This is a genomic window from Lysinibacillus sp. AR18-8, assembly GCF_001705465.1.
Taxonomy (GTDB): Bacteria; Bacillota; Bacilli; order Bacillales_A; family Planococcaceae; genus Lysinibacillus; species Lysinibacillus capsici.
In genome coordinates, this window is sequence record NZ_MDGU01000012.1 from 141,593 (window position 1) to 165,386 (window position 23,794).

Consider the following 23,794-nt stretch of genomic DNA (forward strand, 5'->3'; position numbering starts at 1 on the left):
ATAATAAAACCCTACTTTTGGGAAGTAAGGTTTATAATGCTCCATATTTTTTGTTTACTACATCAATATATGTATTACATTCATCTTCTGGAATAATCCCAATACTTTTCAGATGATTTAAATTTGCTATTAATCTTGCATTATACGGTTGAGAATTATCAAATATCTCATCATCATGTATTTCATCAATTATATTTCTGTATTTTTGTTGCATCATAGTATAAAAATTTCCGCCATTTAAAATTTTCTCAAAATCAATATAATTAAATCCAATGATTAATCTATTAAAGTTTGATAATAATGCAAATTTTCTTCTTTTCCCTTCAGCATTCTCCCAAACACTATTTCTTCCTTTGGAAAATGACTTATAAGAAGAAACTATTCCAAATTTGCAGTTTCTAATCTCTAGATTACTATTTAAAATTGTTACCTCTTGAGAAGAAACTGATTTTTTATGATTTTTACATTCATTTATCAAATGGCATCCTACGATTCTTTTTATAAAGTCAGGTGCTTCAAATTCGTAAAAAAAGATTTCATGATCTAGTTGGTTATCCTTAGTCCTTAAATCATCTTTTACTTCAGCATAAACAAATCTATTGAAGATATATGTCATTAGTAATTCCAAAGCTTTTCCTTTTTGATCTTTAGTACCAGTTTTTCTAGATGATTCAACAGATTCTAATAATATTTTAAATTCTTTTTTATCTTTTTCTGAAGTTATAGGTTTCCAGTACGCATCACTTGATAAACTATTTTTATATTTATTAAAGCTAATTCCTCTAGCCATTGTCCTTCACCTTCTTCAATTTTACTTTTGGTATTTTAAAGTAAACTTCAACATTACTATCAAAAAAGTTAGAATTACAATCAGGACAAATAGCATTATTTTTATTTACAAAGTTACTTAATTCCATAAATGAATTAAAACTAAAAGTATGGACGTGATCAAACTCCTCATTATCACATCTGAGTATAAACAAAGGATCAATAATTTGATACTCAGATAATTTAATAAGGACACTTTCAACATCGTCCTCAGTAGCTTCAAGTTTATATGCTATATCTTCAATAGAAAGTATAGATTCAGGATAGAGTGATTCAATTATATATTCAAGTTGACTATTTTGTTCTTGTGTTAGAAATTGGTTCACTTCCTTTGTAAGCTTTGAATTCTGTAAGTACATTTTTTACCAACTCCTTTGTTGTACCAGTTTCATTTGTTTGCTCTAAAATAAACCAATTATCTTTGCAAATAAATTTGTAAGGTACAGTTTCATTAGTGTCCGAATAATATTTTAACCCGAGTACTTTTAAGGAGCTAGAGTCTAAAATACTTAAAATAGTATCTCTTGTACTAAGAGAAGGTAAGTTTTTCATATCATGATTTGTACTACCATTTCTTGATTTAAACGTAGTATCTCCTTTATTTACTTCTTGTAAAAATACTTCAAATGGATGACGACAAGGGTTTAGGCCAAAATGAGCAGTGAGTTCTTTTTCAATAACCTTATCTATAGCATTTTTAATGCGTTGTAATGTAACTTCATTATTAAATATAGGCGATAAAGTAGAGAAATATTCCTCTATCACATCATTTTCATTAGAAGATTCAAACATCTTTTTATTTTTACTTATATTCTCCAATTCGAGTTCGATTTCTGAATTATTATGGTAATAATATTCGTTTGTGATATCTCTTAACGCTTTATTTACCCAATTTGGAGAAGTTAACTCAATATCACCTATAATATCCTCTAAAAAATCAATAGTTTTTCGAGTTAAAATATCAGGTAAATTTTTTTTAGTAGTCACATCCCAAATAGAAAAATATTCTTTGGTAGAAGGAAGCGAAAAAGTAATGCTTTTTTGACTAAAATCGAACCAAATATAAATAAAATATAAGGCAGGTTGCTGAATTAAAGTTTTCCGATTGTTATTTATTGGGAAATTTTGTTTTTCCTCTTTTAGTTTTCGAGCAGGTACTACTAAAGTTAATTCAATTTCATTTTTAATATTATTGACTAGTGAAAAAATAGGTTTTTCAATTTCATTCCGTGAAATATCAAGAATTTTTAATGAAGTATTGTTGAATTTCCTCGAAAGTTCGGCAAAATTTATTTTCTTCTTACTTTCTATAGTAGAAAACTCCATATGAACAATTGTATTGTTACTGTCTTGCTTTAATGTGTTTAACCAATCAAATAAATCTTCGATCTCAATTTCATTTAACATTATGAATTCTAAAACATTATTTCTATAAAGTTCTAAATCTCTCTTTTTTATAATTTCTGGAAATGATTTTCTTAAGTTATTCAATTGATGGAGTTGAGAATATTCAAGTAAGTGCCATAAATTATCAATTTGAGATTGAGTAAGCTGGTTGTATAACATATAAATCCCCCTAAGATAAAATACTTATAAATATTGGATATTGAACTCAATATAAAATAGCCTCAATTAAGAGGCTAAAATTTAGTATTTCGAAAGCTCTACTTTATAGCCATTTTTATTTTTTTGATGGTTCGTATCTAAAAATACAGAACGATCATTTTTTAATACGATAACTTCAAAAAATGGCTTAAAGCGTTCTTCAGAAATACCAAAAGCATTTAAAAACTTTTTAAATAATTGTTGTTCTTCGATTTCAGCTTCACCATCTGAAAGAGAGGAGTCAATTAAATTAACTAAAATACACATTTTTTGAGCATCAGTAAGAACTGGTGCAGCTTCACGTAAGAATCGTTCTACAGAGTTCTTGTTAACATATTTTATTGCTTTTGACATTAAATCATCGTTGTTCCCACCAACATAGATTTTATCGCCTTTTTTCTGTCCGCCGATAACAGATAACAGCTGGCCAATTTCTTCATGGTCATATTCTCCATCAGCACCCATCATGTAAAGTAGAGATGTTACAAATGCGAAATGTGGATGCATCCCTTGCTCAGTTCCAGTTTTATCTCCCTTGAAAATATCAAATAAACCCATTAATAAAACCTCCTATTAATATATTAAATAATGAAAAACCAGACTAAGTTAAAGCAAAGTTATATTTAATTCCAGTTTAGTGGTTAATAGTTCTTGCGTAAATATACCTATAATCACTACAAAAAATATATCATAAATAAATAATATTTCCAATAATGGTATTAAAAAAGGACATGTTTATGCATGTCCTTTTTTAAGATATCATTATGTTACTTTTAGTCTTAATTAAAAATCGTTTATTTGATTCTCTCCAAATAACGATTACAATTCCCCATTATCCTTCAAAATCTCCCACATCTTACGCAACTTCTCCAAATCTTCTTCCTTCGACTTCGGCAACTCTTTGTACCATTTTTGCAGGGTAGGGTTGTTGGCAAAAGCCTGGAACTCAACTTCGTCTTTTTCTTGTTGAGAAAGGGGAGCAGGATTATCAGTACTTCCAAGTAGATAATCAACACTCACGTTGTATTTTTCTGCAAGTTGCTTTATACCACTAATGGAAATTTCATTTCTTCCTTGTTCGTAGTATCCATATGCACTTTCTGAAATATTTAGATATTTGGCAACATCAGCTTGTGTCAATTTAGCTTCTTTTCTAAGTGCCTTTAATCTTTGTGGAACACTAGGCATAGTTACACCTCTTTTACTGAAAGTAATAATATTATACAACTATTTGTTGGGTTTGTTGCCTATAGTCTATATGAAACAACAAAAAATCTGATTTTTTGTTGACAAACAACTTTTTGTTGGGTAGTATAAAAACAACAAAATGTTGGGAGGTGATTTCTTGGCTACACCAATTCGTCGATACGTTTTAATAACTCTTAGAAAAGATAAAAACTGGGTGCAAAAAGATGTTGTTGAAAAATTAAAAAAAGATTATGGCATAGTTATTTCTGAAAGTTACTATGGCATGATTGAACAGGGAGTGAGGACGCCTTCGTTAAAAGTAGCTCTCTCAATATCTGAATTATTTGATGTAAGAACAACAGAAATTTTTTTAGATACAAAAACAACAAAATGTTGTTTTTAGTTATCTAATATCTTTGTTCACTTTAAAACTCCATTATAGATATGATTTTATCCATCCTAATAGCTCACGAAGCGGTAGCAACGCTAATCCAACAACGAAAGGGGGTGTGAGCATGACTAAATCAAAGCGTAAAAAGAAACGCAAAGAGCAGTTTCCTTCACAGCAATTTCGAAATCTTAAAGGTTCTAAACGCAAACGAATGATTGCTGAACGAAAGGCCAAGGGTCTTTCACAGGGACAACTCGGAAAATTAATTGGTTGTTCAACTGCTCTGATTAGTCATTTAGAGGTTGGACGAGCTAATCCAAATATAGAGCTTTCAATGCAACTAGAACAGGTTCTAGAAACACCATTTTTTGAATTGTTCCCAGACTTATAAAAAAGTTCTTGACTTGAGGTTGTCTCCTTTTTTCCAATTTTAAAGTTAAATACACTTCGTTGGATAGGTCAAACTCGTAAATGAAGTTAAATACATCAGAATACATCAGGATAATAAGCAAGTTAATTCCAAAAATGTAAAAACGCCAATTTCTATAATAAATAGTATTAGAGAAGGAGGTCTCAAAATGAATCAATTATCAAGGAATATCCCGAGTACAGAAGTTGCAGAAATGGTCGGACGTGACCATAACGAAGTCTTGAAAGATGTGAGGCGCATTATTGCTCAATTAGGAGAGGGGAATTTACCCCAGTCCTATTTCATCGAATCTACTTATACAAATAGTCAAAATAAGCAGCAACCTTGCTTCTTGTTAACTAAGAAGGGGTGCGAATTATATGGCACTCGCATGACTGGCAAAAAGGGCACACAATTCGCGGTTAAATACATCGAACGCTTCAATGAAATGGAGCAACATATTGAAAAGCAACTATCACAAGATCCTATCACATTAGCGCTTGAATCAGCGTTAAATACGCGGAAGCAATTGCAGAGCATCCAAATGGAAGTTGTTGAAGTTAAAGAAACTGTACAAAACCTTGTTGTCACAATGCGTATTGATGGCAATCAAGAAGCACAGATAAGTAAGCGTGGCCGAGAAGTTGTGATAGCTGCGTTAGGCGGCAAAGAATCGAATGCCCATAAAAAAATAAGCCGTCAAGTATTTTCTGCTTTTTGGAGAGATTTCAAAAATCACTTTGAAGTCCCACGTTATGGAGAAATTCCTAAAACACGTTTTGCTGAAAGTATCAAATTTATCTCCATGTGGCAGCCATCTACTACGCTGAGAATGGAGATTAACGCATACAACCAACAAGCGTTAAAACTTGTTGAAGGTGGTGCCAAGTAACTGTGATTAAAAATGATACGGACATTACTCAATTAGTTCTGGAGAACGCTGGCGTTTCTAAAAAGGAATTGTTAGAAAGATACGACCAAATAGTACAAGCAACCGTTAGGCAACGAACACTTTATTGGGATATCGATGATCTAGTTCGAGAAACTAGATTTAGTAAAGCGTCATTAGAAAAATATATTCTTTGCGATCCTCGAATTAGGGAGCACCAAAGACAAATAGGTTCAAGATATAAGCGAGTTTGGTTAGCAGAGCCAACAGCAAAAATAATTGATGAAATTCTCAACAATAATTAAAAATACAACTACCCGGACAGGTATGTATAAGAGATCGGGGCAAACAATCTCATATCTCAACTATAAAGATAACTTAATAGAGAAACCATGCGTGGTAAGCATAATATGCACTTTCTGCATAAGGAGGTGATTTCATTGCATGTAGATGTTGGAGAGTTAATCAGAAAGTGCCGCAAGAAAGCAAAATTATCACAGGAAGCCTTTGCGGAACTTATGCATACTACGCAATCAACTATCAGTCGTATCGAGCAAAATATCATCGCTTGCGAAGTTAATTTTTTAGCCAGAACTGCCGCAATTACAAATTCTCAAGACACAGTAGTAGCAGCATTATTTAGCGCAGATGCAGCAGTGCAGTTTTTACAGACAGTACCAATGTTTATAGGAGGAGGAATTTTCAATTGGATCATGTAAAGAAATTGGAGTTAGAGATAGCCGCAAAGAAAGCATGCATTGAGGATTTACAAGGAGCCATGGCATTTCATAGACAGCACGGTACATACAACTTAGCAGCTGAATGTGCTTGGCGGATTAAAAAGGCAGAACATGCTATCAGACGTTTAGAAGTCCAGCTACAAGATAACAAAAATTTTGGTGGGTTAATTCAAGATTTTAGTAGGCGAGGTATTTCCCTAAAGGTGGTGAAGAAACTTGCTAATGAAAATATTAAAAGTTAATAAATGGAGTAATTTGTCATTGCAAGAACGCTTAGTGTCAGTAGGGAAGTGGTGGTCAGCATGGTGAAATGGCTAGTGAATTATTTGTATATGCCAGATGACGGCCGGGATCAAGAACATAAGGAGTTCTGTGTGAAATGCGGAATTGTCATGGTTGCTATTGGCGTACCAATCATTATTGCTTGCTGGCAATAAAAAAGCTGCTTAATCGTTGGCGCGATTAAACAGCAGAACTAAATTAGTCTCAATAATTATATCACAAAACTAGATGATTGCGAGTACGATACTCGCTCTCGTCAAGCAGTCTATAACCCGTTCCTCCCCTTGACGGATTGCTTTGCAGTTATAGGCTGCTTGATGGGATTCCATCAGAAAGTAGGTGATTGAAATGCGTATTGTTTTCTTCAAGCGTTTATCAGATCAGAAAGAATTTCGATTTTTACAAGTAAAGAACACAGGGCTTGAAGGAATCGCTAAAGATGGAGAAGTTGTGACGTTGAAATTTGCAGAACGTTCCACGATTTATTCACAGGCCTATACAAAGTAAAAACCACTGTTTGCGGCAGTGGTCTAAAAAATTATTCGAAATAATAGTTACTTTGTATTTTACGCCCAAGACTTCAAAAAATCAACTAGCTAGGAGGAAGAATATGCTTTTTTCCGAGAGTAATGTCAATATTTCGGCAGCATTAGCTAAAGCATGGGCTACTATTCAAACACCAAAACATAATGCAAAAGTAAATGTTCGCACCAAAAATGGTGGTTCATATACGTTTGAATACACGGATCTCAATGGCATTTTAGATGCTGTCAGACCTATATTTGTTCAAAATCATTTATCCATCATTCAGAACAGCTATACAACCGTTGAAGGCAATTTAACCATGGCTTGTGTAGAAACCATATTCCTGCATGAATCAGGAGAGTATGTGAAATCTTATCCACTCAAATTTCCAGCAGCCAACAGCATGCAAGATTTCGGTGGTCAGATTACTTATATGAAGCGCTATAGCTTGTCGGCTATGTTAGGGCTGGCTACCGAGAAGGATGATGATGCAAATGGAGCGAGCGGAAACGATTATCAATATATGAATCAGGCTCCTCCAAAACAGCCAAGTAACATTGGTCAGCCACAGCAGCAAAAAAATCAACCAAATCACACAGGTTTAAGGACTCAGGAACAGTTCAATGAAATAGCAAAATTGTTGAGTGAAGTTGCCACAGCATATGGTTCCGATCCTAACACAGTTTATAACGGTGCTATGCAGAGATGCAAAATCCCTGATAAGAATTCAGATTTATTAACAATGAAAGAAGCAGATAGCTTAATTCAATATTTACGCGCTATCAAGATGCAAGTGCCTCAATGAATTCTGTACCGCACAGAGTGTTGTTACCACATTGGATTTTTGAACAGGCGGCAGACGATGAAAAGGAAGTATATCGCCTTGTACGCCGGTACATATGGCAGAGCTACCCTGATTACAAGTTGATCGAAATCAAAGGCAGTTTTGCCATTTGTAAGCGAACAGATGGATTTTTATAAGGAGGGCAAACCAAATGTTTACAACAGGAAATACAACAGTGGATGCAATTGGACAGATGCATTTAGAAGGGAATGTCATCCCACATACTTGGTATGAAAGCATCCGATTAAGCACAGGTAAGCCTGATTTAATTGCTATCACATTGCTCAGTGAAATTGTTTATTGGTATCGCCCTACACATGTGAAAGAAGAGGCATCAGGGCGTTTACTGGGCATAAAAAAGAAGTTTAAAGCGGATGCGCTACAACGTTCTTATGATAGCTTTGTTGAACAATTTGGCTTTAGCAAAAAACAAGTCAGAGAAGCCATGGATCGTTTGGAGCAACTTGGTTTAATTTCTCGTGATTTTCGGACAATCACATCAAATGGAACAAATTTATCCAATGTATTATTTATCGATTTAAACATAGGACTTTTAGAGGGTATTACCTTTTTAGGTAATAGGGTGTTACCCAAAAAGGAAAGAGGGTATTGCCCAAATGGGAAAGAGGGTGTTACCGATATGGGCAATAGGGTATTACCCAAACGGGAAACACCTATTGCCCCTGAGGGTAATACGTATACAGAGATTACTACAGAGATTACAAATACAGAGATTACTAAAAAGAATACTAGTCGCAAACGAGTTTACGACGAATCTTCTGTTGAATATCAATTAGCAAATAGGCTTTATGAAAGAATTCTTGCTAACGATGCCAATTTTAAAAAGCCAAATTTGAATAGCTGGGCTGATCATATTCGTCTCATGATGGAACGAGATCAACGGACAGCTCAACAAATTGAATACTTAATTGACTGGTCACAAAACAACAGCTTCTGGCAATCAAATATTCTTTCAACCAAAAAACTACGTGAAAAAGCAACCACATTAATCCTTCAAATCAAAGGGGAAAGGGAGAAAGCTAACGGAAGTATTCCTCCGCAATATCAACGGGTGCGGAGAGAGATTGTTCCACAATGGTTTAAAGAGCGGCAACTTAAAAAACCACAAAATGGAGAAATCATCGAATCATCAATACTTATTACGGATGTAGAGGCGGAGCCGTCGGAAGAACAGAAAGCTTACTTTGAAGCAGAACGACAAAAAATCTTAGCAACGCTAGGGAAGGTGGAAGAAAAATTTGAGCAGACATGAAGAACATATGAAAATGCGTGACCATTTCGCCAAGGTTGCTCAGGCTAAAGGTACTTTTACTAATGGCACTGACCAAGCACTGGTACGGGCAGTGACACATGATGAAGTAGCGAAGCGTATTAACCAGCTTGTCAGTGATTATCAGTTCCCGCTTCCAGTCCTACAAGACGTACAGAAGCGGTTAAGTGACAGCAACTGCCCCCATTATGCAATGCAACAACTTAGATATTTAGAAAACAATGTGCATGCTGGTATCGCCAAAAAAAGGGAGGATTCAAACAAATGATTAATCGTGTTGTATTAGTTGGACGTCTTACAAAAGATCCTGAGTTACGTTACACACCGAACGGGATTGCATCTTGCCGCTTCACAGTAGCCATTAACCGTACATTTGCCAATCAAAATGGTGAGCGTGATGCAGATTTTATTAACTGCCAAGCATGGCGTAAAGCAGCTGAAAATCTAGCAAACTATCAGCGCAAAGGGGCACTGATTGGTTTAGAGGGACGTATTCAAACACATAGTTACGAGGATCAGAATGGACAAAGAGTGTATACCACAACGGTTGTAGCGGACAGTATCCAATTTTTAGAGTCACGTAGTCAAGCTAGTGGTCAACAGCAGCCTAATTCATATTCATCACAACAGCAACAACCTCAATATGGCGGACAAGCTTACGGCAACAACCAGCCAAACTATGCCGGCGGGCAATCACAGCAACAATTCGCTGGTCCTATGCCAGGGCAAGGTGCTTATCAGCAAAATCAGCTGCCTATGAATCAACCTGGCTATACAAGAGTAGATGAGGACCCATTTGCGAATAGTCGGGGACCGATAGAAGTGTCTGACGATGATTTGCCATTTTAGGAGGCTGATAGTATGAGTCGTTGTAAAAGATGCAACAGACCCTTAAAAAATGGGGAATCAATTGTAAGACAGTATGGGGTTACTTGCTGGAAGCGGCACTTGGATGATCTTGAGCAAGAGTTTTTGAAGAACCAGCTCACCATTTATGACTTGCTAGAGGCAGAAAATCATGAAGAAATGAGGGCGTAGAATGTTTCATACTCAGACAATTAAACAACGTGCAAAATCAACAACACATGCCAATCGAGGTAAATTTTTAGAACGTATCATTGACATGGCTAATACAAAATATCGTAATGCAGGTTTAGCAGATATTCGTAAAATTCCAACCCCTGTGCAAATTACAAAGGATAAGGGCTCTCAAATAGAGGGACGGAAGGAAAAGCCTGTATGGGTGGACTACGCAGGTGTCTGCAATGGACGAGCAGTCGTATTTGATGCAAAGGAAACGAAGGGAAAAAGTTTTCCGCTCCAAAACTTACATGATCATCAGTACGAACTACTCCGCTCCTGGTACGAAAAAGGCGCTATCACATTTTTGCTTGTGTATTTCAGCGAGTTAGATAAATACTATCGTTTACCATTTCCACCGCTTCAAGCAGCGTGGCATACAGCTAAAAATGGTGGGCGCAAATCTATTCCGATTGAAACATTTGAAGAACATGCAAGCGAAGCTGTATCGATGGACGGCTATACATTGCACTACTTGCTACCATTTATCGAAAGTAGGTGGTGAGTATGTTTCAGGGAAAATGTATTGATACGGGTGGTTCTACTAATCTCACAAAAGGTGAACTTTACTATCTTTTCCCACATGGCGGTCATGCATATTGTGCTAGCCGCTTCCCTAGACCTGGGTCTCACTTTGGGGCCTACCAAGAGAATCACTTTGAGCTAGTGGATGCTGTTGTTGATGCGCCAGCTAAAGTACTTAATAAATATTTGGCACGTGTAGTGAAGCCACCCTCACATTTTTATCTGATCGATGAGGAATACATCATTACGGAGCCAAGAGCAGATGGATACTACAGTGTGCTTTTTAAGCATCGTCCAGATGGTCCTCCAATTGGCGCATATAAACGTACGGAATGTTTTGAGCGTATTGTGCTTTTTGAAGAATCAGCAACAGACATAGCTAGTGTATTAGAAGCGGCTACAGTGAACGAAAAGCTGGAAAAGGTGCAAGAAACGGTAGAAATGGTGGACGATATGCCTGCAATAATGAATGCGCCTGTCAAAAAGCAAAAATATGAGCAGTTGAGCTTGTTTTGAGATAACGAACACAAGAAAGAAAATGTTCAGTAACAGGAGGTGAGTTTTTGAAGCGAATCTTAAATTATGTAGGCTCGAAATGGAATATGGCCAGATGGATAGTTAGCCAAATGCCTGAGCATGAAGTATATCTTGAACCATTCTTCGGTAGTGGTGCTGTCTTATTTAATAAACCAGCTGCACGTATTGAAACAGTGAATGATTTAGATGGTAACATCGTCAATCTGTTCAAGGTTATCCGTGAACAACCTGACGCATTAGCAAGGGCAATTGAGCTTACACCATACTCACGCCAAGAGTATTATCAGGCATTTGATTCGTTAGAAAGTGATTTATCAGAACTTGAACGTGCTCGAGTATTCCTGGTGCGCTGTTGGATGGCGAGAGGCGGTAAAACATCCGACAGAACAGGTTGGCGGCACAATATAGATACAGTTACAGTTAATGCTTTACCTGATTGGATAGGGCTTCCTAACACAATTTTAGAGGCAACGAACAGACTTAAAAGGGTACAAATTGAGAACCAGGATGCAGCTACATTAATTGAACGTTACAACCGTGATGATTGCTTAATTTATGCTGATCCACCGTATTTACTAGAAACCCGTACTAAACGTCATTATGCTCACGAAATGAAAGATTCAGAGCATGAAAAATTACTACTAACTTTAAATAAACATCAAGGATTCGTTCTTTTAAGTGGTTATGATAGTGACTTATATAATGATCTGTTACAAGGTTGGAGTAAATTAACGAAGATGGCCACAACTGAAGCAGCTACTTCAAAGCAAGAAGTTCTATGGTTGAATCCAGCTTTTACCGAACGGAGTAAGCAGTTGAACATTTTTGAAGTAATTTAGTTACTGCACAATATGAGGAAATTGTTAAGGGGAAGGTGATAAAAATGAATGTATATTGGCTATGCAGTTGTGGAAATGCAAATAAATTTGAAGCTAAAGAATTGTTGGTTTTTACATCAGAACAAACAGAAAAATTCATAGGTATTGATAATTGCATTAAGTGTAATAAACGACATGAATTTAATTTAGAACTAAAAATATCAGACCGAAATGAATGAACAATATGAGAATTAAACGATATACCTTAAGGGGCCAGAGCAACCGTTACTACAGCTGAGCCGCACATTGCGGCTAAATGTCCAACAACAAGTACCAAACACTCATACCAAAAGTTATTTTTCATATCAACCACCGTCCTTTTCATTTTTGCTAATAAAAGCAACTGTAATGTTACTAACAACACAAGTAAGGCTACTAGCTCTGCTCCTGGTCTCTTAAAGTATATCTAGATACATTATATAGCAAATGTTTAATGCTTTTCCATTATTAACTCTTCTAAAAATGAAAAAGCCGCAGCGTCGTCACACGCTACAGCTCGAATTGGTTTATGCCCTATAATGGCTTGTCTGATAACGGTATTATATCACAACTTAGGAGGGCAAACCTATGTTAACAGGGCAAACAACAGTTACAAAAGAGAATTTACTTCAGTGGATTGAGAATTATCGATGGATGGTTGAAACGATCGAGGAAGCAAGGCAGCCAGTAGCGAAAGTTGATAACAATAGCTACATTGGGGCGAAAACAGCTATGTATGGCATAGAAGCGACATTACCAAAGGCTAGTGGAGGTACAAGTGATCCAGTGTATACAGAAGTACAACGTCGTGTATATTCTCTAAATTATCGAATTAAGGAATATGAGCAAAAGATTGCAGAGGTGCAAAACCGTATTCCTCTTGTAACTGGTGACAGAGAGGTTGAAGTACTTCACAGATTGCTTGATGGGGATAGTATGCGTGCTATTGGTAAACACATGAATTTATCAAGTACAACAATTTTTAGAATTAGAAATACGATATTAATTAAAATGTTAAAGTAGCCATATGGCTACTTTAATTTTTTTGTTTATCTTTATCATAGTATTTAAGATGTTTATATTTCATATCTAACAAAATGGCTATCTCTACTTTTTCATTGATATTCACGGGAACACTTATTTCTTGAGAAGGGTTACGAGTAATTTTCTTCTTTCTGTTCATCATTGGTATTAAAGTATAATAACTTGCTAAAACATAAATTATCATTGCAATAAACATATAATAATATGCAGAGTTATCAACATTGATATTTTTATTATCCTCAACGGGTTTAAATGCTTCTTCATTTGGTTGTATTAAATGAGATTCAATATTTTGAATTCTCTTTTCTAAATATTCCGTATAATTATTACTCTCGTTAGCACTAAATGTAGTATAAAATAATAACAACATTGTAACAAGAAATGTTAAAAAGTTTGTAATTGCACTCAAATTAGTTATCGCATTTTGATCTAAATCACTATCTAGAAATGACTTTTTCATAGGTGAAGTAAAAACAAAGAGTAAAATTATCGAAGCAATAAAAGATATAATCATTGCTAATATTAAACCAATAAAATTTACCCAAATTTTCGTTATAATCCACACAAAAATAAGAGATAAAGCTGGTACAAAAATACCAGCGAGACCTATTTGACAAACTAACATAACAAATTGTTTCTTAGTAACAATTCTTTTTTTAGACATTATGTATTGTGCTAGTAACAATGAAAGTATAATAACCAAATAAAAAAGAGATGTTGCTATGTCTATGGTATGGATAATATATACCCAGACTGAAATAGTTATTAATAAAAGAAATATTAAGAGTATATTTTTCATTATCTTATTTATCATATTTTACCTCCTATTATTTACTATATACCGGTTTAATTTTCATGAAAAGTTATAATTACCATTTGATGTAACAAAAAGAACAAATGTAAAACATGTAGCATGTTTTGTGATAGAAAAAATATGATGTAAACTCGGAGGTAGGTCGGTGCGGTAATGTTTTCCTCTCTTGGTATTTATAAATTACTAATTATTAGGGAAAGAAAGACCGACGACCGACCCGCGCTGAGCAAACTTGTTCGGAGCAAGACATACATGGCCGGCCCATATTTTTTAAGAGATATAGGGAACAGGCAAATAAACTGAAGGAGTGGTTTATATGTGAACTTCGTCCACTTTCCATAATTTCAGTCAAACTTACTACATCAACAAGTGCACGGAAATGACTATAAAATTAGAACACAATTCGTTACAAAATAACGTGGTGTCGCTCTACCACGAGTCAGAAAAGAGCACTCGAAAATAGGATTACCACAATATCAAAGCTTTCATCTTATGATGGAAGCTTTTTCTTATGCATTCGGAAGGAGAAAACAAATGAAACCACAAATTGAAAACAACTTTATGTATCATGCACCAAAAGAGGGACAACCAGCAAAGTATGAGGCTATTCGCGAAAAGGCGAAAGAGCTTGCTTACCTAATCGATGAAGAATGTCCAAACAGCCGTGAGAAATCAGTTGCTATGACTAACCTCGAAACTGCTGTAATGTGGGCTAACGCTTCAATTGCACGTAATTAAGAGCCCTTCACAGGGCTTTTGCTTTTACTTATAGAGGTGGTGTATTAATGGCAAAAAGATTGTTATGGCTATATGTAATAGGAAACATGTTCAATCATGTACTTTCTCTATTACTAGGGTATGAGCGTGATGTTTATGCTCTATCGTCAATATGGATTGCCATTGCTGTAATTGCAATTTGTGAGTCCATTGAGAAAAAGAAATAAGAGCCAAACGTTACAAGAGGGGCTTTTATTATGCAAGAAATACCTTTCGCTTTATCATAAAGTAAAAGAGAGGTGATTACATGCAGCTTTTAAAACCAGAAAAAGCGTATTTTAGTGAAAGTGCCATTAGTCATTTGAAGGAAAAATATAATATACCACCAGATTTTGCTGATAAAATGTTACAATCAAAAATTCAACAAGTCCTGCAGTTTACAGGAAAAGACAATTGGTATTGGGAACAAATAGTTTTTAAAGAGACTAACGGAAGTATTTTTCTATGCAATGACTCGGAAGAATATGGGCTACCTAAAGAATTATATTTAGGAGATGCTACTGATATTGTTTGTCTAGTTTAAGAAATCAAGCCTGCATCAATGTGATGAGGCTTTTTCTTTATCCGTTTTTTACTATACATAGGTAATGAGGTATGTTTATATTTTTTTTATAAGAAAAAAGTTTATTTGTCTTGTCAGACCTAATAATCAAATGTATCTAAATGAATTGTCAGAAAATATCAATATATTCTATAATGAGTAAAAATTTGAGAATTTGAGGTGATTATTTGGGTAAACCAGTAGATTACAATCTATTTCCAGCCTATCAAGACTCCCTAGATTCCAGACTCGATGAATGTAAAAAAGACTATATTGAAGAACTAGAAAAAGTGAAAAATGAGGGTTTTGTATTAAAATTTGAAGAAGCTACTGACGAATCGCCCCCTTAAAGCATCTCTTACTTATCGAGGTGTTTTTTATTTTGCTTTGAAAACTGCATCAAACAGCCATACAAATAAAAAGGACTGGTTTACGGGTGACCAAGTATCTCAGGAGTATTAGATACCGAGGAGCGCTGGCATGTACTAGTAACCGATAGGGCAGGGTTTGGTGTGGTTTTGAGAGTAAGAATATATATGGTATCATCTCCAATTTTTAGGTATGATAAATTGAGAGGTGAGGTCATTGGAGTGGAGAAATAGAGATTGGAAATGGGTAACAGGAATTTTAATAGGTATCATTATTCTTTTAGTAGCTACAATTTTCGCTAAGAATACGGGAATCGAAGTGAACTTTAGTATTATCTCTAGTGCTGTGTCAATTGCATTAGCTTTGGTAGCAATATTTTTTGCTTTTAAACAAGATAGTGATAACCGTAGGGGAAATGATAATTTAGAAGCAACTTTGCAAGGTATTAGCAAGGAAGTTGGTTCAGTGAAAAATCATGTAGTCCAAATTACTAAAACTGATATACAAGAAATTAAAGAAAAAACATATGAAACAACAAAGTTAGATGAACAGAAATCGACATATACCAAAGAAGAAGTGGACTCACTTATTAAGGATACAATATCAGCTTTTAGTGATGAAATTGAAGAGAAAGTAGACAATAATCTATATTTAGATTCATCGCAACATCCAACGAGGGAAGATATTTTAAAACGAGCTTTAGAAGAAATTATAAGGAGAAATGGAAGGTTTAGCTCTGTTGAGAGGATTCAAATTGAATTGAAAGAATTCTATAATATAGAAATGGAGAAGAAAGATATATTTGCATTTTACAAGAAATATGTTAAGTAATTCTATTTTGAATCTGACACCCTTCGGGGTGTTTTTATTTTGCCCTGAAAAGTGAGTATCGAACAATTTCCCCCTTTAACTGCTAGGGCAACGGTACTTACTTTTGAGAGTGGAATAATTTAAAAAAGTGTAAAATTCGACAATCAGGACATAATAATTATGTAAAATAATTTATTGGAGTGATAATTATGCCTGTTAATACATCGTTCAGTTTTGATGTAGATAGTAAAAGAAACTTAATTGATCCTATTAAGGAAAAAGTTACTGAGATGCTTGAAACATATTTCAAACATTTAGCTCGAGGAAATGAAGGTTATGCTAGGGTTGAAAAATTAGATATAGAAGGAACTAAATTTAAAGCAAAAATCCTGATTAGACACAAACATCGAACTAATGGAATCACCATTTATGCAGCAAAAACATACGTGGAGCTTGATACTGATGTTTTCAATCCAGATTTAGAAGATCTTAAAATATGTATTGATACTCCTTTAGGAAAAATTTGTGCAACAACAGATGATTTATTTAGATTAATTGCAGGAGTTATAAAATAAGTAAAGAGCTGATATATCAGCTCTTTTTTCTTTTTTGTAATAAACAAATAATGGAGGTGGTGCATGTGAGATATGGCTAGAGCAAGAGATCCAAGACGTGACCAAGCATATGACATTTACAAAGCCCATAATGGTGATATAAAGCTTAAGGATATAGCAGAGCAACTTGGTGTATCTGAGGGAACTGTACGTGGGTGGAAAAACAAAGATAGCTGGGATGATCGTCTTGAAGCGGAACCGAATGGAACGTTCCAATCAAAACAGCCGAAAAATACGGAACGTTCCGTAAAAAAGAAAACGAAAAAAATGCAACGTAGCAAAGAAACGCCAGAAGCGGAACCACAAGCAACTGTACAGTTTGAAATCGTCCCCAGTGACGGTCTCAATAGTCAACAGTTGCTTTTTTGTTTGTACTACACAAAGTATTGGAATGCCACGAAAGCATACCAAAAAGTGTATGGATGTGACTACGCTTCAGCAATGAGTAACGGCAGCCGATTGATAAGAAATGATAAGGTTCGAAAGGAGATTCATCGATTGAAGGCAGAATTAGCAAACGGTATTATGCTGGATGCACGCCAGGTCTTACAAAAGTACATTGACATTGCATTTGCTGACATCACCGATTTTGTGGACTTCGGCATGCGTGAAGTGGAGGAGCCTATGCTAGATGGCATGGGGGGCGTAATCTTAGATAAGGATGGAAACCCACGAATGCAGACATACAAGGTAAATACAGTGCACTTCCATGATGCCACAGAGGTAGATGGCACGATCATAACCGAGGTCAAAAAAGGCAAGGATGGTATCAGTGTGAAGCTTGCTGACAAAATGGCAGCACTTGCAATGCTTTCAAAGTACACCGATTTATTAAGTGATGAACAGCTAAAAAGGTTACGTGAAGAAAAATTAAAAGTAGACATTGCAAAAGTACGTTCTGAAACAAAAGGTGCTGGAGGTGGCAACACCACAGGCGTTGATTTAAGTAATTTAACGACGGAGGAGTTGAGAGCCATTGCTAATTCTAAGCGATGAGGAAATGAGCGCATTGGAAAACGAAGCGGACAAAGAACTTGCACGCCGCTTCTACCGTGATTATGTTGAATATGTACATCACGGCCATTATGAGCACTTTCGTCATACTGAATTAATTTGTGATGTGCTCCAACGTGTGGCCGATGGTGAACAGTTATCTATATTAATAGAGATGCCACCACGACATGGCAAAAGTATGACGGTAACAGAATCATTTCCGTCGTTTTATTTAGGGAAAAATCCTGATAAAAGGGTAATAGCTGCTGCCTATTCGGATGGGTTAGCAACTAAATTTGGTCGTCTAAACCGTAATAAATTCAATGAGTTTTCAAATGAACTATTTAAAGTGCAATTATCTGAATCCAATGCAGCTACAAAAGATTGGGGAATTCAAGATAGAAGGGGCGGAATGATTTCAACCGGTATAGGTGGTTCTATTACTGGTCAAGGCGCAGACTTGATGATTATTGATGACCCAATCAAAAATATGAAAGAAGCTATGTCGCAAACAATAAGAGATAGTATTTGGGATGAATGGGAAGCTACTTTATCAACACGTCTACACGATGGGGCTTCCTTAATAGTTATCATGACACGGTGGCATGAGGATGATTTAATTGGCCGTTTGCTAGCTCGTAGTCCTCGTAAATGGATTAGGTTGCGCTTACCTGCAATTGCAGAGGATGAAAATGATTTATTAGGACGTAAGATAGGTGAACCATTATGCCGCGAATTGGGTTATGACGAAAATTGGGCGAATGATAAAAAAACCGAGGTTGGTAGTCGTACTTGGAATGCATTGTACCAACAACGTCCATCTCCGGCGGGCGGATCTATCTTTAAGCGAGCGTGGATGAAATATTATGTTCGTACAAAGGAACAAAAGCAAGAATGGGGCTTAAGTGATGAAGTCCTTGTATTACCAACCCATTTTGATAAGATGGCTCAATCTTGGGATTGTACTTTTAAAGGCACCGATACAAGCGACTTTGTGGCCGGAGGTGTTTGGGGACGTAAGAAAGCACAATATTTCTTACTGGATGTAGATCATAGGCGAATGGGATTTGCTGAAACGATGAAAGCAATTCGTGCCATGTCCGATAAATGGCCCAATGCAAGAAGTAAATATATAGAGGATAAGGCAAACGGTTCAGCTATCATCGAAATGCTAAAGGATGAAATTAGCGGTATTGTTCCAGTAGACCCTAATGGCGGTAAGGAGGCACGTGCAAATGCGGTGTCTCCTTTATTTGAGGCCGGTAATGTTTATTTACCTCATCCAAATATGTGTCCATGGGTCGAGGACCTCGTAGAAGAGCTTGTTTCATTCCCTAATGCTGCTCATGATGATTTAGTTGATATGACAACTCAAGCATTAAATCAACTATATACAAACAATTCTAATCCGATTGTTCGCTATAAAAATCTATTAGGAAAGTAGGTGAGAACGATAAAAACGATTGACCAAGCTAAACAATTTAAAGAGGACTTTATGCAAGGTAACGGCAAGGCTAATCATAAAGATAAGTTGACTCGTCAAGTTGCTGGCGTTGGACGCAAATTAACTCATGATGAAATTACAAACTTATATGGTGATAGTCGTATTGTTCAGAATATCATCGATATACCTGCCGAGGACATGACACGTAATTGGTTTACATTGCGTATGAAAGATGAAAAATTAGCACGTAACATTATGAGTAAGCTTGCTGACCTAAAAGCTAAGAAAGCATTTAAAGAAATGTTCACTTATGACCGTCTCCGTGGAGATGGTTTTATTAGTTTAGGAGTAACCCAAGCCTCCAAATTCGAATTAAGCGAAGAATTGAAAATGGATAAATTATATTCAGTGGATTATTTGCATGCTTTCAGCTCATTGAAGGTAAATGAATTCTTGATCAATGAGGATGTATTTGATATTAAATACGGCCAATTAGAAAAATTACGTATTAATCGGGCATCTAGCCATGGGATGCAGACACAAACAACAGAATCATCTGTACACGTTTCACGTTTGCTCCATAGCCAGACAAGGCGATTTGAAGGGGAAGCGCAAGGACGTTCACTCCTAGAGCCGTTATATGACATTCTGACGGTTTTTGACACGTCTGTATGGTCAGTTGGTCAAATACTTCATGATTTTACGTTCAAAGTTTATAAATCAAACGATATTGAGAACCTATCAACGCAGGATAAGCAACAACTTTCTATGATTATGGACTTCATGTTCCGTACTGAAGCATTAGCCATAATAGCGGCTGATGAGGATCTAACAAAACAAGGCACATCAGTTTCAGGTATCAAGGATTTACTCGATTTTGTTTGGGATTTATTATCCGGTGCTGCTAGGATGCCTAAAACGGTTATCAAAGGTCAAGAATCAGGTACCATTACTGGTGCTCAATACGATGTGATGAACTACTACTCTCGCATCGTGGCAGACCAAGAAAATGAAATGAAGCCCCATTTAGAAAAACTTATTCGTATGTTAATGATGGCTGAGAAAGAGCTGGGGGGACGTATAGACCCCGAATCCTTAGAGTGGGAAATACAATTTAATCCTCTTTGGAACGTTGATGCTAAGACGGATGCTGAAATACGTAAGTTAGTTGCTGAAACGGATCAGATTTACTTACTCAATAATATTATTACCGCTGATGAAATCCGCGAGGCACGCTTTGGTCAGTTTGGGTTATCAGATACTCTTAAATTCAGTGGAGATGAAGCTGATTTGAAGAATCTTGCTGATAAAGTATACAAAGGGTATCGTGACCGCCATGAGTAAAAAGGTTCCGATAACACGTTTCCCAGATGCGGCAGCCGTTACGTACAGTCGAGACATCCGAAAGATGTTACTTGAATTAGGAGATGAAACCTTTAAGCAGTTAGAAAAGTATGTAGTGCCACTATTAAACGATCAAAGGCAGGACTCAAGAGAATACTTAGTTGATGGGATATTCGACAACGTTAAACGAATGTTTAAAGCATTAGCGAAGAAGGCTTCAAAGTCGTTCAGTGAGCGAAGAAGGCTTTCGGCAGCTAAAAAGTTTGTAAATAGCGTTAATCGGTTTAATAGACATAACATTGCTAATCAACTTGCTGTAAGAGGGATTGATCTAGCGCAACGAGAACCATGGTTAGAGACATTCCTAGTCAATAAAATCAACGATAATGTGACCTACATCAAGAATATTGAGGATGATTACCGAAACGAGGTTGAGAATGTCGTTCGAAAAGGCGTTCAGGAAGGGCAATCTATCAAACAGATACGTCAGTCCATACTAGAACAAGTGGATATTGCTGAAAGTAGAGCGCAATTCTTAGCTGTTGACCAAGCAGGATCAATACTAGGTCAGATGACGGCCGAAAGGCATCAGAGTATAGGTATTGAAAAATTCGAATGGTATGATTCGGCTGATGAACGAGTACGAAAATCACACAAAGATCTTAACGGAAAGATATTTTCATACGATGATCCACCTACTGTAAATGGTCGTAAGGTGTTGCCTGGTGAGGATTATCGTTGTAGGTGTGTGGCGATTCCTGTTTTTGATTAACTTTGACTAATATAACCTAATGAAGTTAAAATTAATTTTAATGAATTTAGGGGGGATTAATTATGCATTTATTTTTAGATACTACTGTCTTTTATGATGATCCTTTTTTACAAAAGCCGCACATGAAAAATCTTTTGAATATCTTTAAGCAACATGATTTTAAAGTTTATGTTTCGAGTGTTGTATTAATGGAAACTAGACATCATTATGAGGAGAAAGTAAGAGAAAACATTAATTCTTTTAATAAATCTGCTAAATATTTACAAGATAAGCACCGTGGTTACTTTAGAGATATATACCAAGATGTGGAAAAAGAAGTTGAATATTGCAGAGATAGGTTTGATAGATATTACACTAATTCTGAACAGATTATTGTATTGGAATATGATAATAATTTATTACCTGAATTGGTCAATAGATCTATTTATAGGATAAAGCCGTTCACTGAAAAAAAACAAGAATTTAGGGATGGAATAATTTGGCTTACCTATGCGCGTTACGCTGAGGAAAATTGTTTAGAAAATTGCATATTTATTACTAATAATTCTACAGACTATCTAAATAAACAAGAACTACACAAGGATTTACAGAAAGATACAACTAGAATAAATATTTTCCAACAACCATACGGAGTTCTTTATTCAAAACTTTTAGAACCTTATGTTGAAACAAATGAACAATTTAAAGAATTTGTGAAGAAATGGAATGAAATGGACAGTTTAGTTAGACACGATATCTTAAGTAAGGTGTTAGAAAAAGAAGAAGTTCAAAATGAGATAAGGAATTACATTACAGAATATATAGAAAAAAGTACTTTCAGAGAACTATATTTCTTTGGTAAAGGAGAAGGAAAATCAAAATTATTAAACATAGAACAAGTGACTTTGGAGCAAGGGAATTTTAGTATTATTAGTGGAAATTTAACTTTCAATGGAGAAATTGAATTAACATCCTCTACAGAAGATGTAATATTCTTACAAGATAATCAAACTAAAACAGAAATAAATGAAGTAGAGTTAGAAATGTATTTTACTTGTGATTTTAATAGTGAAACTTATGAAATGACGAACTTTATAATAAATTCACATTACAATTTAAAAAATGTTCAAGAAGAAATGGCGCATGCCATTGCATCTCAACATTTGTAAAGAGTTGTGTTAACAACTCTCTTTTTATTTTTGAAAGGGGGTGAAACATTGAAACTGCAACGTTACGACACATCTTATATTAAAGACTACATGGAAACACCAGAAGGGTATTTAACGGTTAATGTACCGATTACTCGTCCTGGTGTTTTTCCATATCAACGACAAGACGGCACAGTCCAAATGGAGGCAAAGTTGCCTGATGAAATATTCAGTGACAGAACCATTCGTTCAGCCCGCTCTAAGCCCGTTACTGACGGCCATCCTAATGAGCCAGTAACAATTGATAACTATCAAGCCTATGCAAAAGGTATGAGCCATACAGATTCTCGTGTAGAGGATTTCAAACTCTATATTTCGTTAACTGTAACAGATAAGGCTCTCATTGAAAAAATTCACGAGGGGTACAACGAAATTAGTATTGGCTTCTTATCGGATGTTGTTGCAGAAAGTGGAACATATAACGGTGATCAGTACGAATATGTACAGCGTAATGTTGAAATTAATCACATAGCGATTGTTGAAAAAGGACGAGCAGGTCCCGAGGTTGCTATAAGGGCAGATTCAGACGCATGGCAAATCGATGAAAAAGAAGGAGGAAACACTGAGATGGCAAAAATCAAAATTGAAGGTGTCGAGTATGAGGTAGACCCAGCAGTAAAAGCACATATTGAAGCTTTAAAAGCAAAAGAGGAAACAGCAAAGGTGAAAGGCGATAGTGCTGATGCTTTGCAAGGTCGTCTGGATGCATTAGAGGTTAAATTACAATCCAAAGATCAAGAGATTGCAACTTTAAAAGAAAAATTCTTCTCTGCTGATGAATTAGATAAGAAAGTAGAAGAGCGAGTGGCTTTAATTAATGCGTCACAGCCGATTCTAGGTGATTCATTCGATTTTACAGGCAAATCAGAGAGGGAGATTAAAGAAGCCGTTATATCGGCTGCAAAAGCGGAATTTAAAGGTGATGGTAAGTCAGATGACTATATCAACGCCTTTTTTGATGCAACTGTGGAGCAAGTACAATCAAATGGCTTTTCAAGCACAGGTCACAATAGTGCTTACACTGGGGATGCATCAAGTAATAAAGAATTAGAAGAACTAAAAAATCAACGCTTAAATATGCGAAATTAAGGAGG

Annotated in this window: 36 protein-coding genes; 30 read left to right on the plus strand and 6 right to left on the minus strand. The window is 35.8% G+C overall.

Features of this window, described 5'->3' with window-relative positions:
- Nucleotides 1–31 precede the first annotated feature (31 nt).
- The 5 genes from BFM98_RS10715 to BFM98_RS10735 all read right to left on the minus strand — a co-directional run bounded on the left by BFM98_RS10715 (nt 32) and on the right by BFM98_RS10735 (nt 3,621).
- On the minus strand, nt 32–790 hold the full coding sequence (locus BFM98_RS10715; protein WP_066037327.1) for a hypothetical protein: 759 nt from the start codon (nt 788–790) through the stop codon (nt 32–34).
- On the minus strand, nt 783–1,154 hold the full coding sequence (locus BFM98_RS10720; protein WP_217492436.1) for a hypothetical protein: 372 nt from the start codon (nt 1,152–1,154) through the stop codon (nt 783–785). Before BFM98_RS10720 ends, BFM98_RS10715 begins: the two co-directional genes overlap by 8 nt.
- The gene (locus tag BFM98_RS10725; protein WP_066037329.1) at nt 1,123–2,394 is read right to left on the minus strand and encodes a hypothetical protein; all 1,272 of its coding nucleotides are present in this window, start codon (nt 2,392–2,394) and stop codon (nt 1,123–1,125) included. Before BFM98_RS10725 ends, BFM98_RS10720 begins: the two co-directional genes overlap by 32 nt.
- Before the next feature lie 81 nt (nt 2,395–2,475).
- Nucleotides 2,476–2,991, minus strand: coding sequence for a tellurite resistance TerB family protein (locus tag BFM98_RS10730; protein ID WP_066037330.1), 516 nt, complete (start codon nt 2,989–2,991; stop codon nt 2,476–2,478).
- Between the two features lie 261 nt (nt 2,992–3,252).
- Nucleotides 3,253–3,621, minus strand: coding sequence for a helix-turn-helix domain-containing protein (locus tag BFM98_RS10735; protein WP_066037331.1), 369 nt, complete (start codon nt 3,619–3,621; stop codon nt 3,253–3,255).
- Nucleotides 3,622–3,778: 157 nt separating this feature from the next.
- Here BFM98_RS10735 and BFM98_RS10740 point away from each other — a divergent pair, with 157 nt between their 5' ends.
- The 18 genes from BFM98_RS10740 to BFM98_RS10805 all read left to right on the plus strand — a co-directional run bounded on the left by BFM98_RS10740 (nt 3,779) and on the right by BFM98_RS10805 (nt 13,014).
- Nucleotides 3,779–4,024 carry a helix-turn-helix transcriptional regulator gene (locus BFM98_RS10740; RefSeq protein WP_217492437.1) on the plus strand — a complete coding sequence of 82 codons (246 nt, stop codon included), beginning with the start codon at nt 3,779–3,781 and terminating at the stop codon, nt 4,022–4,024.
- Nucleotides 4,025–4,136: 112 nt separating this feature from the next.
- Complete coding sequence (locus BFM98_RS10745) at nt 4,137–4,403, plus strand: helix-turn-helix transcriptional regulator (protein ID WP_066037333.1); 267 nt, start codon at nt 4,137–4,139, stop codon at nt 4,401–4,403.
- Between the two features lie 187 nt (nt 4,404–4,590).
- Complete coding sequence (locus BFM98_RS10750; protein ID WP_066037334.1) at nt 4,591–5,313, plus strand: Rha family transcriptional regulator; 723 nt, start codon at nt 4,591–4,593, stop codon at nt 5,311–5,313.
- Nucleotides 5,314–5,315: 2 nt separating this feature from the next.
- A complete protein-coding gene (locus BFM98_RS10755; protein ID WP_066037335.1) occupies nt 5,316–5,615 on the plus strand; it encodes a hypothetical protein in 300 nt (99 codons plus the stop codon).
- Nucleotides 5,616–5,750: 135 nt separating this feature from the next.
- The gene (locus BFM98_RS10760) at nt 5,751–6,029 is read left to right on the plus strand and encodes a helix-turn-helix domain-containing protein (RefSeq protein ID WP_066037336.1); all 279 of its coding nucleotides are present in this window, start codon (nt 5,751–5,753) and stop codon (nt 6,027–6,029) included.
- Nucleotides 6,017–6,292, plus strand: a complete 276-nt coding sequence (locus BFM98_RS10765) for a hypothetical protein (RefSeq protein ID WP_066037337.1) — start codon at nt 6,017–6,019, stop codon at nt 6,290–6,292. The genes BFM98_RS10760 and BFM98_RS10765 overlap by 13 nt, the downstream gene beginning before the upstream one ends.
- A gap of 60 nt (nt 6,293–6,352) precedes the next feature.
- Nucleotides 6,353–6,487, plus strand: a complete 135-nt coding sequence (locus BFM98_RS24420; protein WP_255409617.1) for a hypothetical protein — start codon at nt 6,353–6,355, stop codon at nt 6,485–6,487.
- A 193-nt stretch (nt 6,488–6,680) separates the two neighbouring features.
- Complete coding sequence (locus BFM98_RS23950) at nt 6,681–6,839, plus strand: hypothetical protein (protein WP_158651953.1); 159 nt, start codon at nt 6,681–6,683, stop codon at nt 6,837–6,839.
- A 103-nt stretch (nt 6,840–6,942) separates the two neighbouring features.
- The gene (locus tag BFM98_RS10770; protein WP_066037338.1) at nt 6,943–7,662 is read left to right on the plus strand and encodes an ERF family protein; all 720 of its coding nucleotides are present in this window, start codon (nt 6,943–6,945) and stop codon (nt 7,660–7,662) included.
- On the plus strand, nt 7,659–7,838 hold the full coding sequence (locus BFM98_RS23430; protein ID WP_083225355.1) for a hypothetical protein: 180 nt from the start codon (nt 7,659–7,661) through the stop codon (nt 7,836–7,838). Before BFM98_RS10770 ends, BFM98_RS23430 begins: the two co-directional genes overlap by 4 nt.
- A 14-nt stretch (nt 7,839–7,852) precedes the next feature.
- A complete protein-coding gene (locus tag BFM98_RS10775; RefSeq protein ID WP_066037339.1) occupies nt 7,853–8,974 on the plus strand; it encodes a hypothetical protein in 1,122 nt (373 codons plus the stop codon).
- Nucleotides 8,961–9,260 (plus strand): DUF6877 family protein, encoded by a 300-nt coding sequence (locus BFM98_RS10780; RefSeq protein ID WP_199768256.1) that lies wholly within the window; start codon nt 8,961–8,963, stop codon nt 9,258–9,260. The genes BFM98_RS10775 and BFM98_RS10780 overlap by 14 nt, the downstream gene beginning before the upstream one ends.
- Entirely contained in the window at nt 9,257–9,841 is a 585-nt protein-coding gene (gene ssb / locus BFM98_RS10785; protein ID WP_066037340.1) for a single-stranded DNA-binding protein, read from the plus strand. The genes BFM98_RS10780 and ssb overlap by 4 nt, the downstream gene beginning before the upstream one ends.
- A 12-nt stretch (nt 9,842–9,853) precedes the next feature.
- Nucleotides 9,854–10,030, plus strand: a complete 177-nt coding sequence (locus BFM98_RS24275) for a DUF6011 domain-containing protein (RefSeq protein WP_233731975.1) — start codon at nt 9,854–9,856, stop codon at nt 10,028–10,030.
- Between the two features lies 1 nt (nt 10,031).
- Entirely contained in the window at nt 10,032–10,577 is a 546-nt protein-coding gene (locus BFM98_RS10790) for a Holliday junction resolvase RecU (RefSeq protein ID WP_066037341.1), read from the plus strand.
- A gap of 2 nt (nt 10,578–10,579) precedes the next feature.
- Nucleotides 10,580–11,113, plus strand: coding sequence for a hypothetical protein (locus BFM98_RS10795; protein ID WP_066037342.1), 534 nt, complete (start codon nt 10,580–10,582; stop codon nt 11,111–11,113).
- A gap of 47 nt (nt 11,114–11,160) precedes the next feature.
- Nucleotides 11,161–11,973 (plus strand): DNA adenine methylase, encoded by an 813-nt coding sequence (locus tag BFM98_RS10800; RefSeq protein WP_233731958.1) that lies wholly within the window; start codon nt 11,161–11,163, stop codon nt 11,971–11,973.
- Nucleotides 11,974–12,579: 606 nt separating this feature from the next.
- On the plus strand, nt 12,580–13,014 hold the full coding sequence (locus BFM98_RS10805) for a helix-turn-helix domain-containing protein (RefSeq protein WP_066037343.1): 435 nt from the start codon (nt 12,580–12,582) through the stop codon (nt 13,012–13,014).
- A gap of 13 nt (nt 13,015–13,027) precedes the next feature.
- On the opposite strand, the gene BFM98_RS10810 is transcribed toward BFM98_RS10805, so the two are convergent.
- Nucleotides 13,028–13,849 (minus strand): hypothetical protein, encoded by an 822-nt coding sequence (locus BFM98_RS10810; protein WP_066037344.1) that lies wholly within the window; start codon nt 13,847–13,849, stop codon nt 13,028–13,030.
- A gap of 534 nt (nt 13,850–14,383) precedes the next feature.
- Between BFM98_RS10810 and BFM98_RS10815 the strand changes: the two genes are divergently transcribed.
- The 12 genes from BFM98_RS10815 (at nt 14,384) to BFM98_RS10860 (ending at nt 23,789) form a co-directional block, all read left to right on the plus strand.
- Complete coding sequence (locus BFM98_RS10815; protein WP_066037345.1) at nt 14,384–14,587, plus strand: Acb2/Tad1 domain-containing protein; 204 nt, start codon at nt 14,384–14,386, stop codon at nt 14,585–14,587.
- A 47-nt stretch (nt 14,588–14,634) separates the two neighbouring features.
- Nucleotides 14,635–14,793 (plus strand): hypothetical protein, encoded by a 159-nt coding sequence (locus BFM98_RS23955; protein WP_158651951.1) that lies wholly within the window; start codon nt 14,635–14,637, stop codon nt 14,791–14,793.
- 80 nt (nt 14,794–14,873) lie between these two features.
- A complete protein-coding gene (locus BFM98_RS10820) occupies nt 14,874–15,149 on the plus strand; it encodes a hypothetical protein (RefSeq protein ID WP_066037346.1) in 276 nt (91 codons plus the stop codon).
- Nucleotides 15,150–15,355: 206 nt separating this feature from the next.
- The gene (locus tag BFM98_RS23960) at nt 15,356–15,517 is read left to right on the plus strand and encodes a hypothetical protein (RefSeq protein WP_175400746.1); all 162 of its coding nucleotides are present in this window, start codon (nt 15,356–15,358) and stop codon (nt 15,515–15,517) included.
- A 235-nt stretch (nt 15,518–15,752) separates the two neighbouring features.
- Nucleotides 15,753–16,367 carry a hypothetical protein gene (locus tag BFM98_RS10825; protein WP_066037347.1) on the plus strand — a complete coding sequence of 205 codons (615 nt, stop codon included), beginning with the start codon at nt 15,753–15,755 and terminating at the stop codon, nt 16,365–16,367.
- A gap of 188 nt (nt 16,368–16,555) precedes the next feature.
- Nucleotides 16,556–16,921, plus strand: a complete 366-nt coding sequence (locus BFM98_RS10830) for a hypothetical protein (protein ID WP_066037348.1) — start codon at nt 16,556–16,558, stop codon at nt 16,919–16,921.
- Between the two features lie 72 nt (nt 16,922–16,993).
- Nucleotides 16,994–17,956 carry a terminase small subunit gene (locus tag BFM98_RS10835; protein ID WP_083225356.1) on the plus strand — a complete coding sequence of 321 codons (963 nt, stop codon included), beginning with the start codon at nt 16,994–16,996 and terminating at the stop codon, nt 17,954–17,956.
- Nucleotides 17,937–19,397: a phage terminase large subunit gene (gene terL, locus BFM98_RS10840; RefSeq protein ID WP_368664809.1), complete on the plus strand. Its 1,461-nt coding sequence runs from the start codon at nt 17,937–17,939 to the stop codon at nt 19,395–19,397. The genes BFM98_RS10835 and terL overlap by 20 nt, the downstream gene beginning before the upstream one ends.
- Complete coding sequence (locus BFM98_RS10845) at nt 19,398–20,741, plus strand: anti-CBASS protein Acb1 family protein (RefSeq protein WP_233731956.1); 1,344 nt, start codon at nt 19,398–19,400, stop codon at nt 20,739–20,741.
- Complete coding sequence (locus BFM98_RS10850; protein WP_175400747.1) at nt 20,698–21,513, plus strand: minor capsid protein; 816 nt, start codon at nt 20,698–20,700, stop codon at nt 21,511–21,513. Before BFM98_RS10845 ends, BFM98_RS10850 begins: the two co-directional genes overlap by 44 nt.
- Nucleotides 21,514–21,575: 62 nt before the next feature.
- Nucleotides 21,576–22,661, plus strand: a complete 1,086-nt coding sequence (locus tag BFM98_RS10855) for a PIN domain-containing protein (protein ID WP_066037350.1) — start codon at nt 21,576–21,578, stop codon at nt 22,659–22,661.
- Between the two features lie 48 nt (nt 22,662–22,709).
- Nucleotides 22,710–23,789, plus strand: coding sequence for a DUF2213 domain-containing protein (locus BFM98_RS10860; protein WP_199768255.1), 1,080 nt, complete (start codon nt 22,710–22,712; stop codon nt 23,787–23,789).
- The last annotated feature ends 5 nt before the right edge of the window (nt 23,790–23,794 follow it).